Consider the following 13,903-nt stretch of genomic DNA (forward strand, 5'->3'; position numbering starts at 1 on the left):
TAATTGTAAATAACAAAAGAAACACCCCGCTAAAAAGCAGGGTGTAAATGTTGTTGTAAGATGTGTGTTTTGCTAATATCCGAAGTCGGCCTTTATCGCATCGATTTTTTCCAGGGCGAGTTCCTTGGTTAGGAAATCGATTTCCTGCATACCGAAGGCTTTTTCAAAGGTCCTCAAGGCCTTTTTAGCCTCTCCCAACTGTTCGTAATATTCCCCCTCAAAAAAGAATCCGAGCATAGTTTCCGGGTATTCTTTCTTGCACAAATCTGAAAGGGGTTTTAAAGATTCAAAATCATCTTTTTTTCTGGTGGCGGCATAAATGGCCATAATATCGTTAAGACTTACGCTTTTGCGAAAACCGAACAGCTCTTCAATAGTGTTGTATTTATCCTCAAGGTATTTAAAAGCGGGCTCATCTGAGGTCAGAATCTCTTCTCTGTACTGCTTTGGGGAAATAGGTTTAAAAACTTCAAACATTTTTTCCCAGGCTTTTCCAAGACCATAAGTAACAACAGAAACTTCATTGGACTCCGGGTAAGCGTCAAAAGAGTAGTGAATGGAAGGCTTATCGACTTTTCTGAGGTTTTGGTCCAGTAATTTGATTTCATTTCCAGTGGCGGGTTTCCCTCCCCCTGCGATGAGGTGATAAAATATTTGCTGTTCCATCGCCATTAATCGTTCAGGCACTCTGATTTCCATTTCCGGTGCCAGATGAGGGGCAATACTGATAAAAGCATTGAAAAAGGATCGGTCTTTAAAAAGGAAGTAATTCCCGAAATTGGCCGTGATATCGTACCCAATAAACATTCTGAAAGGTGCAGTACTGTAGGTAAGATCGAGATATGGGACAATCTCCATCCCAATAAACTCATAGAAACTTTTACCTTTTTCTGCCGGTAACCCGGAAGCCTCTTCAAAAGCACAGTCATCCCATCGCAGATCATCTTTACTCTGATCAATCCCTACAATAATTACCTGGGGCATTCCTTCAAATCTGCTGTAAAATTTGGCGTTAGCAACTACCTGGTCAAAGAGGTATTCCGCATCGAGTACAACTATTAAAGGATATTTTTTTTCAGGGGTATAATCCTCGGGAAAATAATAAGAGACATTACGTCTTTCCTGTAGTTTAAACGATTCGAAAATTTCGTGAGTTACCTGGGCAAAAGTGCTCTGGGTAATAAATAAGACAAGGGTCATTAATATGACATTCCTCATTGGGTTGGTTTTTGGGTTATTGAAAACCTATCGGTTTCTGTTCAATAACGGTAAGAGTAGAAAAGATATTGCACCGAATACAACAACCATGAGGGTTTGGGCGATCCACATAATCCAACCAAAGGCATCTCCGGAAACTGCACTAACTCCATAAATAGATAAGGCTTTACTCACTGCAATAGGATAGAGTCCGATTCCTCCATTTGTGGTAGACATGGCAAAGGCGCCTGCAATAAATGCAACGAGAAACTCAGATAGGTTCAGGGGTATAGTTTCTATAACGGTAAATTTGATTACCCAGAACATGGCAACATAGGCACCCCAGATAAAAAAGGTATGGAAGATAAAGAGCCATTTGTTTTTCATTTTAAAGATGCTCATTACTCCGTCGAGCAGGCCTTTTACAAGATCTTTCAATTTAATCGCAAGTCGGGAACTGGATCTCCTGAGAAAGGCGAGAAAGATAAACAGGAATAGTATACCAGCTGCAACCAGGATAAGGGTTGCGGTAAGGCCAATCCCGTTGGCTTTGAGATAGGTAAGAATGATATTGGTTTGAGAAAGGAGGGCTATAAAAATTATCAGCAGTAGCATCAACAGATCGATTACTCGTTCTGTAACGATGGTTCCGAATCCCTTTTGGAAAGGCACTTTTTCATAAGTAGCCAGTGCCGTTGCCCTCAACACTTCGCCGGATCTGGGGATTCCCAGGTTGGCAAAATAGGCGATAAGAATAAAAAAGATATTATTCCAGATTTTGGCCCGGTAACCAAGGGGTTCCAGTAAATAATTCCATCTGACGGCCCTTGAGATATGACTCAATATCCCGATCAATACAGATATTGCCACCCAAAATAGATCGGCTTCCCTGATGTATCTGAAGATCTCCTTCCTGTCTTCAGGAGATGTGTTGTAATAAGAATACCAAACCAAAAAAACTCCCAGGAGGACCGGGACGATAATTTTCAGAAGTCTTTTTAAGCGGGAGCTCAAAGTTTAGGTTAAAAGATTGTTCTCTTCGTTGGGAAAGATCATGGCAGGCTCAAAGGTTTTAGCCTCTTCGATTTCCATCCAGGCGTAGGTGATCAGTATCAGGATATCGCCTACGGCTACTTTTCTCGCTGCAGCACCATTTAAAGTTAATTCCCCAGTGTTTCTGGGTCCGGGGATAGCATAGGTCTCCAGGCGTTCGCCGTTGTTATTGTTGACGATCTGAACTTTTTCTCCTTTAATAATATTGGCCGCATCCATCAGGTCCTCATCAATGGTAATACTACCGATATAATTCAGGTCTGCCCCGGTAACTTTTACCCGGTGTATTTTTGATTTTACTACTTCAATTTTCATGGCGCAAAAGTAATCAATTCACAGCTATATTGTCAATGAGGCGAACCCCCTCGGCATAAACGGCAATAAAGCCTCTGTATTTTCTGTTTTTTTGTTTTCTAATCATCGGTGTCAGTGTTTGAACGTCGGCGATTTGAAAATATTCTAATTTCATATCCTGTTCCGAAGCGAAAACGCTCGACACATACTTACTTATAGTAGTCGCATTTTCCGTGCCAAACATACGTTTGACCTCTTTCAGGGTTCTGTAGATTAAACCTGCCTTCTTTCTCATCTGCTCCGAAAGCAGACGATTACGTGAACTCAACGCCAGGCCATTGGTCTCACGAACGATAGGACAGCCTATTACCTCCACCTTAAATGGCAGACTTTCTGACAGTCGGGTCACTACCTGGAGTTGTTGAAAGTCTTTCTCCCCAAAATAGGCTTTGTCTGGCCTGATCAAATCAAACAGCATTTCTACAATAGTAGCAACACCATTAAAATGCCCGCCACGGAATTCCCCTTCCATAACCTTGTCGAGACCGTCAAAGGAGTACTGTTTTGAGGCAATGTCTTCACTGTACAGTTCTTCTACTGCCGGGGCGAATACCGTGATGTTTCCGCTTAATACTTCTAATAAGGCCAGATCAGCTTTCAGAGTTTTGGGGTACTTCCTAAGGTCCTCTGCATTATTGAATTGGGTAGGATTTACAAATATTGTTACTACAATTCGCTCATTTTCTGCCAAAGCTTTCTCCACCAGACTTAAATGTCCTTCATGCAAAGCGCCCATAGTTGGAACTAAACCGAGAGTTCCCGACTCAGCTTTATTAGAATTTAAATGGGAAAGGAGCTCTTTTTTACCCGAAATCAACTTCATACCAAAATTTAAAAAGCGAGCAAACTTACTATAATTACAGCTAATCTGCATAATTTTTGTAATTTTGCAGCTACGTTTCTGCGATAAATAAAAGACGACCTGTATGAATGGTAAAAAGATATTGTTTGTATCTTCAGAATTAGTGCCCTACCTACCAGAGAATGAAGTTTCCTTAATGTCTTACGAAACACCTAGAATGGTGAATAGCAAAGGCGGTCAAATCCGGATCTTTATGCCGCGATATGGCAATATAAACGAACGGAGGCATCAGCTGCACGAGGTGATCAGGCTGTCGGGAATGAACCTGGTCATAAATGACATGGATATGCCTTTGATCATTAAGGTGGCTTCTATCCCAAAAGAAAGGATTCAGGTTTATTTTATAGATAACGAGGAGTACTTTAAACGAAAAGCAACCTTTACCGATGAGAACGGTGATATGTTTGCCGATAACGATGAGCGTGCCATCTTTTTTGCCAAAGGAGTAGTAGAAACAGTTAAAAAGCTAAATTGGAACCCGGATATCATCCACGTTCACGGTTGGATGTCTTCTCTGCTTCCTCTATACCTGAGAAAATATTACGCCGATGAACCCCTTTTTGCAGACAGCAAAATTGTACTCTCCGTTTATGGGAAGAGTTTTGAGGGGACACTCGATAAAGACCTGATAAAAAAAGTAACCTTCGACGGTATTGCTGAAGACGCTGTTACCCTCCTTAAAGAGCCTACATATAATAATTTGTTAAAAATAGGGGTCAATAATTCTGATGCTGTAATTTTAGCAGCTGAAGGGATTCCGGAAGATCTGCTTGCGCACATCAACAACCTTCAAAAGCCCGTGTTACCATATGTTCCACTTCAGGAATTTGAAGAGGCCTATGCAAATTTTTATGACACCGAAGTTTTAAAATAAGCCCCATGCGATTCTTTTTACGAGGTACAGTTCCTGCCCTTATAGGAACACTCCTGCTTATTGCGGTTTCTTCCTGCGAAGAAGACGTCACAACCATCGGTAGAGGGGTCATCGACCAGAATCCCTTTACCTCAGACGTAGCCGTCTACGATGTTTTTGCCTACAATAAGAATGTGATAGCTGTTCAGACGAATAAGTTACCTATATATCAAATAGGGGTGTTTAATGACCCTGTTTTTGGCAGGACTACTGCAAGCATTACTACGCAGGTATCCCTGCAGGGAGGTGTTGGAAATCCAATTTTTGGCAATTATGCACAGAGCACAGAAGATATTTCTGATACTGACGATGTGGATGCTACCATAGAGGAAAACGAAAGAATATTAGACGTTGTATTGTATATCCCATATTTGAGAAACGACAATGCAGATACTGATCTCGACGGAGTGATAGACGAGTTGGATGCAGATCCTGAAGACCCCGATAGTGATAGTGACGGGGACGGACTAACAGATAACGAAGAACGACTTTTAGGCACGGATCCGTTGAATCCCGATACTGACGGGGATGGAATTGCCGATGATGAAGATACGAGTACCCTTGCCAACAGATTTCCGGTTAAAAGAGACCTGGATAGTATTTACGGTAACAGGGATGTGCCATTTAATTTAAAAGTACAAAGGTCTACCTACTTTTTACGTGACCTTGATCCTAACACAAATTTTCTGGAAGCCCAGGAGTATTATTCGAGTCAGGAGTTCGCACCTTCATTTGTATCCGATGTTCTTTTCGATGGTGAGGTATTGATAGATGATGAACAAACTCTTGTTTTTGCAGAAGATGACCCGGATACCGAAGATGATGAATCTCTGGAAGCTCCGCAAGTAATAGAGCCGGGAATAAGGGTTTCTTTAGATCCTGATTTCTTTCAGGCGAATATTCTGGACAAGGAAGGACAATCAGAACTTATCAGCAATTCTAACTTTAAGGATTTTTTCAGAGGCCTTCATTTATCCGTTACTCCGATAACAGACGATATTATGCTTCTCCTCGATCTTAGGAGTGCCAGTATTACTATCACTTATGAGTATGATCGGATAGTAGACGAGGAACTGGAGACTGACGAAAGGGAATACACCATCAGCCTTATTACCGGTCAGACCAATGCACCCATTTCAGGAAATGCTGTAAATACTATAATTTCCGAACCTTATCCTGCGGAAATTTCAGATAATCTGGATACAGGAAATAATGCTTCCCGGATATATCTGAAAGGGGGCCCGGGCACATACGCTGAATTAGCGCTTTTTGAAGAAAACAATGGGGAGGCCATAGTCAATGATATTAAATCGAGAAACTGGATAATAAACGAGGCCAATCTTGTTTTTTATGTAGACAGGGAAACACTGGACGCTGCCGGAGGTATTACAGAACCTTTAAGGTTGTATATGTACAATGCTGAGACCAATAGCCCGGTTTACAATGCTACAAGTGAATATTCTATTGAAGACTCCCGATTTGGAATTTACCTCGATTACGATGCTATTTTACAGGAAGAAAATGATCAGGGAATTAAATATAAAATTAGAATTACCGATCATGTTAACAATCTGATCCTCCGCGATTCAGTCAATGCAACCCTCGGACTTGCCATTTCACCAGATATACGTATTTCGGGCGCTAACAGTGCGGTGGTCGATGGCAATTCTGATAAAGATCTCCCTGTTGCTGCAACTCTGAGTCCTTTAGGAACAATATTATATGGTAGCGAAGCCAATGTTCCTGAGGATAAGAAGCTTAAGCTCGAAATATTCTATACAGAAATTAATTAAATCCTCTTCTTAGCATACCACTGGCGGATAAATCTCGTTATACAACCTAAAAACGAGCGTTATTTCATTTCTTCTCGTAAATTTACAATCCATAAAAATGCTTAATCTCTAATTACTATGTGTGGTATAGTTGGTTATATAGGTCACCGGGAGGCATATCCCATCATTATGAAAGGGCTTCAAAGACTGGAGTACAGGGGCTATGACAGTGCCGGAATCGCTCTGTTCGATGGAAACCAGATCAATATGTCCAAGACAAAGGGCAAGGTGGTCGACCTGAAAAACAAATCAGAAAAGAACATATCAATAAACGGTTCTCTCGGAATGGGCCATACCCGTTGGGCCACTCATGGGATACCAAACGATGTGAATTCCCATCCACATTACTCTAATTCCGGAGACCTGGTGATTATCCACAATGGAATCATTGAAAATTACGAGGCTATAAAAACGGAACTCACTAAAAGGGGGTATGTCTTTGAATCTGATACGGATACCGAAGTTCTCGTAAATCTGATTGAAGAGGTAAAAAAGAAAGAAAAAGTAAAACTTGGAAAAGCCGTTCAGATTGCTTTAAACCAGGTAGTTGGAGCCTATGCCATAGCAGTTTTCGACAAGGCAAAGCCCGATGAGATAGTTGTTGCAAAATTAGGAAGTCCGCTGGCTATAGGAATTGGCGAAAATGAATTCTTTATCGCTTCAGATGCTTCACCATTTATTGAGTATACCAATAATGCAGTATACCTTGAAGATGAGGAGATGGCGATCGTAAGGCCCGGGAAGGAAATAAAATTGCGAAAGATTAAAAATGACGCGGTGGCCTACCCCATGATTCAGGAATTACAACTCAATCTGGAGGAAATAGAGAAAGGCGGTTATGACCATTTTATGCTGAAGGAGATCTACGAACAACCCAGGGCGATTAAGGACACCTACAGGGGTAGATTGCTGGTAGATCAGGGATTGATAAAAATGTCGGGGATAGATGATAACCTTGAGCGGTTTATGAATGCAAATCGCATCATTATTGTTGCGTGCGGTACATCATGGCATGCCGGCCTTGTGGCTGAATATATCTTTGAAGATCTTGCCCGGATACCTGTTGAAGTGGAATACGCTTCTGAATTCAGGTATCGGAATCCAGTGATCACCAATAAAGATGTTGTTATTGCGATTTCACAATCCGGGGAAACTGCAGATACCCTGGCAGCCATTAAACTGGCAAAGGAGCATGGTGCTTTTGTGTTTGGAGTCTGTAATGTGGTAGGTTCATCTATTGCAAGGGAGACCCATGCCGGAGCCTATACGCATGCAGGACCGGAAATTGGTGTGGCGTCTACCAAGGCTTTCACCACTCAGATCACTATCCTGACCTTACTGGCCCTAAAGCTTGCCAAGGAAAAGGGCGCGATCAATGAAACCAAGTATCACGAAATACTTGTAGAACTGGAAAACATACCAGAAAAGGTCGAAAAAGCCCTTGAAGCAAATCCACTGGTAGAAATCATCGCAGATGTCTATAAAGACTCAGAAAACTGCCTTTATCTGGGAAGAGGATACAATTTTCCTGTAGCCCTGGAAGGAGCTTTAAAACTTAAAGAGATCAGTTATATCCATGCGGAAGGTTATCCTGCCGCCGAGATGAAGCACGGCCCCATCGCATTGATCGATGAGCAGATGCCCGTAATAGTCATTGCCACCAAGAAGGGGCATTATGAGAAAGTGGTGAGTAATATCCAGGAGATAAAGACACGTAAAGGAAAGATTATCGCCATTGTAACTGAAGGAGATACCCAGGTAAGAGAACTGGCAGATCACGTTATTGAAGTGCCTGAAGTTTTAGAAGGACTGAGTCCGCTGGTAACAACCATTCCCTTGCAACTTCTTTCTTATCACATCGCTGTTATGAGAGGTTGTAATGTGGATCAACCCCGTAACCTTGCTAAATCGGTTACCGTAGAATAAATTCAATTAAAAATTTTATAACGGCAGTTCCTGAAATTCGGGAGCTGCTTTTTTTTTGATTTCTGCTTTATTTGATTCTTTTTCAGGAGGATAAATCTTACCAAATTGACAATAATCTATCCCCTGCAATTATAAATTAACAATTCTTCCCATAGCTTTTTTTGATATTAGTATTCTACGACGTAAAAAAATTGTTAAATTGCCCGCTATAACAAAGACCCAGACGAATGAGAACAGCACTATTATTATTCTTCCTGCTTATAGGGTATGGAATTAATGCACAAACCACAATTCAGGGAACCGTAAAAGACGATGGCGGAGAACCTATACCAGGAGCAAATATCGTCATAATAGGGACCACTACCGGAGCAGTGGCAGATTTCGACGGAAATTTTACCCTGTCCACAACCCAGGCACCTCCTTTTGTGCTTAAAATTACAAGTATTGGTTATACCGAAATTACCATTCAGGTTACTTCTAACAACCAAACGCTGGACATTGTCCTCCAGGAGTCATCAACACTGCTGGACGAGATTGTAGTTTCTGCCTCGAGGACACCGGAACGACTTTTTGAATCTCCGGTTTCCGTAGAAAGGTTTGGGTTGAAAGAAATTAAAAATACCGCTGCTGAATCCTTCTATGGGGGACTACAGAATTTAAAAGGGGTTGACATCAACACTAACAGTTTAACCTTCCAGTCGATAAATACAAGAGGGTTCGCCACTTTTGCCAACACCCGTTTTCTTCAATTGGTAGACGGTATGGACAACTCGGCCCCCGGACTCAACTTTGTACTGGGTAACCTGGTGGGGATGTCCGAACTGGAAGTACAGTCGGTTGAGATCCTTCCCGGCGCATCTTCAGCGCTCTACGGTGCAGGTGCATTTAACGGGATTCTGTTTATGAGGAGTAAGAATCCCTTCGATTTCCAGGGAATCAGCGCTTATTTTAAAACAGGAATCACCTCTCAGGAAGCCGCAGGAGATAATAATTATTACGATTTTGGAATCAGGGCGTCACACGCCTTTAGCGATAAACTTGCTGTAAAAGCCAACTTTTCCTTTTTAAAAGGAGAGGACTGGCATGCCAACAGGACAGATGATATTTCCAATCCTGGAGCTGACAGAACAGATCCCGCCTATAATGGTCTTAATGTATATGGAGATGACTTTACCATTCCACTTAATTTTGATCAACTGGCAGGTCTTCCTTCAGGAACACTGGGGTCGGCTAGAGTATCCAGAACCGGATATGATGAAATAGACCTGGCCAATTACGGTGCAGAGAGTGTCAAGACGGATTTTTCTGTGCATTACAGACCGTTTGCCGATGATTTTGAGATAATTTATAACGGAAGAGTAGGTAGGGGAAATACAATCTATCAGGGTGCCAGCAGGTACGCTATAAAGAACTTTATTATGCAGCAGCATAAATTGGAATTCAGGAATGATAATTTCTTCCTAAGAGGATATATCACCTCAGAAAATTCAGGAGATTCTTATGATACACGATTTACCGCTCTCAATATTAACCGAAGGTGGAAAGGAGATCAGCAATGGTTTGAAGAATACGCAACTACTTATATTGGTGCGCGACTAGGAATAGGTACCGGAGTGCTCGCTGATGATGCTACAGCCCATGCTGCAGCCAGGCAGGCAGCCGATACAGGTAGATTTCTTCCTGGAACGCCTGAATATCAAAATGCATTTAATCAGGTAACCGCAGACGGTGACCTTCTTACCGGCTCAAAATTCATTGATAATACCAAATTGCGCCATATCGAAGCTAATTATAATTTTAGCTATCTGACAGGTGATTTTGCTGATGTACAGATCGGCGGGTCTTTCCGTGAATACGTCTTAAATTCTAATGGTACCATCTTTACCGATATTGACGGGCCTATTGCATATAATGAATATGGGGCTTATATGCAGATTCAGAAAAAGATGTTAGAAGAAAGATTGAAATTCACAGGTTCTATTCGCTATGATAAGAATCAGTTCTTCGATGGGTTCTTCTCTCCAAGAATTTCTTTTGCATATACTGCCGGAGAGAACAGGAATCAGAATTTCCGGATCTCGGCCCAACAGGGTTTCAGAAATCCTACGACTCAGGATCTGTTTATTGGCCTGGATGCCGGGTTAGCCGTATTGGTAGGCTCAGCACCTGACAACCTGGACAGGGATATCAGAAACTTTCCTCTTAGTGCAGCTGGCGAGACTTTAACCGGTTCTAGCACCGCTACTGTTGTGGGAAGAGCGGCATATGAAAATGCTTTCGCAGCTGCTTCTGTTAGTGCTGGTACTCCAACAGCGGTAAATACACCAGTAGTAAAACCAGAAGAGATCACAGCCTTCGAAGCTGGTTACAGGGCTCAATTTGGAAAAGTGACGATTGATCTGAGCGGTTACTACAACCAGTATAAGAACTTTATTTCGAATACTACAGTATTAGTGCCCTTGTATGGAACAGCCGGGGATAATGCATTGTCACTTCTTGCATTACAGAATGGGGATTTTGCACCTTATCAGACCTACACCAATTCATTAGCTGATATAAATTCATATGGAGCTACAATAGGCCTGGATTTTAAAGTGCTGGGTAATTTTGATCTTGGGGTGAACTATACCTATGCAGAAATCGATTTTGATCAGGCAGCTTTCCCTGATTTCCGAACGAACTTCAATACGCCCAACCACAAGGTAAAGGCGTCATTCGGAAATACCGAATTGTTTGAGAATTTTGGATTTAATGTGAATTACCGCTGGAGTGATACCTACTTCTGGCAGGCAACATTTGCTGATGGACAATTACCTTCATTCACGGTTCTGGATGCTCAAATTAACTATGCTGTGCCAAATATCAAGTCGGTATTTAAGGTTGGAGGATCTAACATCCTCGGGCAGGAATATTTCTCTGCTGTGGGAACAGGAGGAGTAGGGTCCATATTCTATGTATCCTGGACTGTAAACCCTTAAAAGGCGGAATAAACCAAGTACAAAGGCACCGGGAAACCGGTGCTTTTTTTATGTGAAAAAAGTAAGGGAAAGCATTCTTATTTACAATGTTATGACATATCTTTGCAGCCGGAAAAAAGAAGCCATTACTCCTTTTAGATGGCCTTTTAATTTTCCTTTAATTGAATCAAAAAATTGAATAATGGCTAAAGTAACTGGCAAAGTTTCTCAGATCATCGGCCCGGTGATCGACGTAGAGTTCGCATCCGGATCGGATCTTCCAAGAATCTATGATTCCCTTGAAATCACAAAAAGCGATGGTACACTTCTTGTCCTGGAAGTTCAATCCCATATCGGCGAGAACAGTGTTCGTGCCATATCTATGGATTCTACTGACGGTCTTAGCAGGGGAGTTGATGTTGTCTCTACCGGGAAAGCTATTCAAATGCCCGTAGGGGAAGATATTTATGGCCGACTCTTCAATGTGATCGGGGATGCTATTGACGGGCTGGGAGACCTTCCCAAGGAAGGAAAAAACGGACTGCCCATCCACAGGGAAGCACCTAAGTTTGAAGATCTGTCGACTTCTACAGAAGTTCTCTTCACCGGGATCAAGGTCATCGACCTTATTGAGCCGTATGCAAAAGGAGGAAAGATCGGTTTGTTTGGTGGTGCAGGAGTTGGAAAGACCGTACTTATCCAGGAACTGATTAACAACATCGCCAAAGGACACGGAGGTCTATCCGTATTTGCTGGTGTTGGTGAGCGTACCAGGGAAGGGAACGACCTGCTCAGGGAGATGCTAGAATCAGGAATTATAAAATATGGAGACGATTTCCTTCATTCCATGGAAGAAGGAGGCTGGGACTTGTCTAAAGTTGATAAAAAAGCCATGAAAGAATCGAAGGCAACCTTCGTTTTCGGACAGATGAATGAACCTCCAGGAGCACGTGCTCGTGTTGCCCTTTCAGGACTTACCATAGCTGAGTATTTCCGTGATGGTGCAGGTGACGGACAGGGGAAAGACGTTCTCTTTTTCGTGGATAACATTTTCCGATTTACCCAGGCAGGATCTGAGGTATCAGCCCTTTTGGGACGTATGCCCTCAGCGGTAGGTTATCAGCCTACCCTGGCAACAGAAATGGGTGCCATGCAGGAACGAATTACATCAACTAAAAGAGGGTCTATTACCTCAGTACAGGCGGTTTATGTCCCTGCGGATGACTTAACAGATCCCGCGCCTGCTACAACATTTGCTCACCTGGATGCAACAACAGTACTTTCCCGAAAGATCGCGGAGTTAGGAATTTACCCTGCGGTGGATCCACTGGATTCTACATCGCGTATCCTTACTGCTGATATCCTTGGGAAAGAACACTACGCCTGTGCACAGCGTGTAAAAGAGTTATTACAGAGATATAAGGAGCTTCAGGATATCATCGCCATTCTCGGAATGGAAGAATTGTCTGAAGAAGATAAACTGGCAGTTGGTAGAGCAAGACGTGTACAGCGTTTCCTTTCTCAGCCTTTCCATGTTGCAGAACAGTTTACTGGTATCCCGGGAGTCCTTGTTGATATCAAGGAGACTATCAAAGGATTTAATATGATCATGGACGGAGAACTCGACCACCTTCCTGAATCGGCCTTTAACTTAAAGGGAACTATTGAAGAAGCTATCGAAGCCGGTGAGAAAATGCTGGCTGAGGCATAATTGAACAAATAGGTTCTTTAGATAACAGAACAATACTAAAGTCAAAAGATGCATTTAGAAATCGTATCGCCGGAAGCTACACTCTTTGAAGGAAAGGTCAACTCAGTTACCGTACCCGGCCTTACCGGAGAATTCCAGGTGCTAGACAATCACGCCCCTATCGTATCCCTTCTCCAGAAAGGACAGGTTAAAATTGGCGGAGAAATCAGTATCCCGGAGGAACACGAAGCTAAATTTTCCAAAAACAAAGAAGGGAAAATGACCCTGGCAATCAGTAGCGGGACCATGGAGATGAATGACAATAAGGTGATTGTGCTGGTTGACTAATTCCTGAACACATATTTAAATTTAAAGCCATGCTGTGCATGGCTTTTTTTATTCTTCTCTGTATTCTAATATATCTGCCGGCTGGCAATCCAGAGCTTTACATATTGCTTCAAGGGTTGAAAACCTCACAGCCTTTGCTTTTCCCGTTTTAAGAATGGATAAGTTAGCTGTTGTTATGCCAATTATTTCTGCTAATTCGTTGCTTTTCATCTTGCGTTTGGCCAACATCACATCTAAGTTGATTACGATTCCCATCTTTAAATTGTTAGGTCCTGTTCGTGCTGTACAATGTATCCCTTTTTGAATATGGCTCTGATAAATAGTACAAATACACCAAGTAATAAACTAAGCAGCAAATTATACACATCATTGAAATTGGACTTATCCATAATAAAATGGATCAGGAAGTAAATAATTGGGCCTATTATTAGATTTAAAATAGCAAAATAGTTAAGCTGTTTTATGGCCTTCTGAGTGAACAACTTTTCTGCTTTAAATGTTTTTAAAATATTAGACAAGAGATAAAAAAAGACGGAGAAGAACAACATTGCCAATGTTATAGTTGCGATTATGTTAGATTCGTAGAAGCCCTTTATAAAAGTTTCAGGTAGAAGAGGGAGGGCTATCTGAAATTGTTTATCCGCGATTTCAAAATTACCTGTTGCTAATGAACCCAGGATATAGGTTATCAAAATAATACTACATATGGCTGCTATTCTACTTAAATAGAATAAGTAAAAGGACAATGATTTTGGGCCAAACATTTTCATA

General features: G+C 41.9%; 12 protein-coding genes. 6 read left to right on the forward strand and 6 right to left on the reverse strand.

Annotated features, from left to right (window positions below; translation table 11 throughout):
* Window positions 1-72: 72 nt before the first annotated feature.
* From AB8P51_RS07330 to panC, 4 genes are read right to left on the reverse strand one after another with little or no spacing between them, the layout of a single operon-like run.
* Window positions 73-1,218, reverse strand: coding sequence for an alpha/beta hydrolase (locus tag AB8P51_RS07330; RefSeq protein ID WP_369748142.1), 1,146 nt, complete (start codon window positions 1,216-1,218; stop codon window positions 73-75).
* 27 nt (window positions 1,219-1,245) lie between these two features.
* A complete protein-coding gene (locus tag AB8P51_RS07335; protein ID WP_369748143.1) occupies window positions 1,246-2,211 on the reverse strand; it encodes a lysylphosphatidylglycerol synthase transmembrane domain-containing protein in 966 nt (321 codons plus the stop codon).
* A 3-nt stretch (window positions 2,212-2,214) separates the two neighbouring features.
* Window positions 2,215-2,565, reverse strand: coding sequence for an aspartate 1-decarboxylase (gene panD, locus AB8P51_RS07340; RefSeq protein ID WP_129606150.1), 351 nt, complete (start codon window positions 2,563-2,565; stop codon window positions 2,215-2,217).
* Between the two features lie 13 nt (window positions 2,566-2,578).
* Window positions 2,579-3,427, reverse strand: a complete 849-nt coding sequence (gene panC, locus AB8P51_RS07345; RefSeq protein WP_369748144.1) for a pantoate--beta-alanine ligase — start codon at window positions 3,425-3,427, stop codon at window positions 2,579-2,581.
* A gap of 103 nt (window positions 3,428-3,530) precedes the next feature.
* On the opposite strand from panC, the gene AB8P51_RS07350 reads away from it, so the two are divergent.
* The 6 genes from AB8P51_RS07350 to AB8P51_RS07375 all read left to right on the forward strand — a co-directional run bounded on the left by AB8P51_RS07350 (window position 3,531) and on the right by AB8P51_RS07375 (window position 13,132).
* Window positions 3,531-4,340: a glycogen/starch synthase gene (locus AB8P51_RS07350; RefSeq protein WP_369748145.1), complete on the forward strand. Its 810-nt coding sequence runs from the start codon at window positions 3,531-3,533 to the stop codon at window positions 4,338-4,340.
* A 5-nt stretch (window positions 4,341-4,345) separates the two neighbouring features.
* A complete protein-coding gene (locus AB8P51_RS07355; RefSeq protein ID WP_369748146.1) occupies window positions 4,346-6,172 on the forward strand; it encodes a DUF4270 family protein in 1,827 nt (608 codons plus the stop codon).
* A 117-nt stretch (window positions 6,173-6,289) separates the two neighbouring features.
* Window positions 6,290-8,137, forward strand: a complete 1,848-nt coding sequence (gene glmS / locus AB8P51_RS07360) for a glutamine--fructose-6-phosphate transaminase (isomerizing) (protein WP_369748147.1) — start codon at window positions 6,290-6,292, stop codon at window positions 8,135-8,137.
* A 227-nt stretch (window positions 8,138-8,364) separates the two neighbouring features.
* Window positions 8,365-11,115, forward strand: coding sequence for a TonB-dependent receptor (locus tag AB8P51_RS07365; RefSeq protein WP_369748148.1), 2,751 nt, complete (start codon window positions 8,365-8,367; stop codon window positions 11,113-11,115).
* Between the two features lie 181 nt (window positions 11,116-11,296).
* Window positions 11,297-12,805, forward strand: coding sequence for a F0F1 ATP synthase subunit beta (gene atpD / locus AB8P51_RS07370; RefSeq protein ID WP_369748149.1), 1,509 nt, complete (start codon window positions 11,297-11,299; stop codon window positions 12,803-12,805).
* A gap of 48 nt (window positions 12,806-12,853) precedes the next feature.
* Window positions 12,854-13,132: a F0F1 ATP synthase subunit epsilon gene (locus tag AB8P51_RS07375; RefSeq protein ID WP_369748150.1), complete on the forward strand. Its 279-nt coding sequence runs from the start codon at window positions 12,854-12,856 to the stop codon at window positions 13,130-13,132.
* Between the two features lie 48 nt (window positions 13,133-13,180).
* Here the strand turns inward: AB8P51_RS07375 and AB8P51_RS07380 are convergent, their stop codons facing one another.
* Both AB8P51_RS07380 and AB8P51_RS07385 read right to left on the reverse strand, forming a co-directional pair.
* Complete coding sequence (locus AB8P51_RS07380) at window positions 13,181-13,387, reverse strand: helix-turn-helix domain-containing protein (RefSeq protein WP_369748151.1); 207 nt, start codon at window positions 13,385-13,387, stop codon at window positions 13,181-13,183.
* Between the two features lie 2 nt (window positions 13,388-13,389).
* Window positions 13,390-13,902: a DUF2975 domain-containing protein gene (locus AB8P51_RS07385; RefSeq protein ID WP_369748152.1), complete on the reverse strand. Its 513-nt coding sequence runs from the start codon at window positions 13,900-13,902 to the stop codon at window positions 13,390-13,392.
* Window position 13,903: the final 1 nt, after the last annotated feature.

The sequence above is a fragment of the Muriicola sp. SD30 genome (assembly GCF_041205185.1).
Taxonomy (GTDB): Bacteria; Bacteroidota; Bacteroidia; order Flavobacteriales; family Flavobacteriaceae; genus Muriicola.

Excerpts from the sequence above, each read along its gene's own strand:
- AB8P51_RS07330 (WP_369748142.1), bottom strand. The coding sequence starts at position 1,218 with ATGAGGAATGTCATATTAATGACCCTTGTCTTATTTATTACCCAGAGC.
- panD (WP_129606150.1), bottom strand. The coding sequence starts at position 2,565 with ATGAAAATTGAAGTAGTAAAATCAAAAATACACCGGGTAAAAGTTACC.
- panC (WP_369748144.1), bottom strand. The coding sequence starts at position 3,427 with ATGAAGTTGATTTCGGGTAAAAAAGAGCTCCTTTCCCATTTAAATTCT.
- AB8P51_RS07350 (WP_369748145.1), top strand. The coding sequence starts at position 3,531 with ATGAATGGTAAAAAGATATTGTTTGTATCTTCAGAATTAGTGCCCTAC.
- AB8P51_RS07355 (WP_369748146.1), top strand. The coding sequence starts at position 4,346 with ATGCGATTCTTTTTACGAGGTACAGTTCCTGCCCTTATAGGAACACTC.
- glmS (WP_369748147.1), top strand. The coding sequence starts at position 6,290 with ATGTGTGGTATAGTTGGTTATATAGGTCACCGGGAGGCATATCCCATC.
- AB8P51_RS07365 (WP_369748148.1), top strand. The coding sequence starts at position 8,365 with ATGAGAACAGCACTATTATTATTCTTCCTGCTTATAGGGTATGGAATT.
- atpD (WP_369748149.1), top strand. The coding sequence starts at position 11,297 with ATGGCTAAAGTAACTGGCAAAGTTTCTCAGATCATCGGCCCGGTGATC.
- AB8P51_RS07375 (WP_369748150.1), top strand. The coding sequence starts at position 12,854 with ATGCATTTAGAAATCGTATCGCCGGAAGCTACACTCTTTGAAGGAAAG.
- AB8P51_RS07380 (WP_369748151.1), bottom strand. The coding sequence starts at position 13,387 with ATGGGAATCGTAATCAACTTAGATGTGATGTTGGCCAAACGCAAGATG.
- AB8P51_RS07385 (WP_369748152.1), bottom strand. The coding sequence starts at position 13,902 with ATGAAAATGTTTGGCCCAAAATCATTGTCCTTTTACTTATTCTATTTA.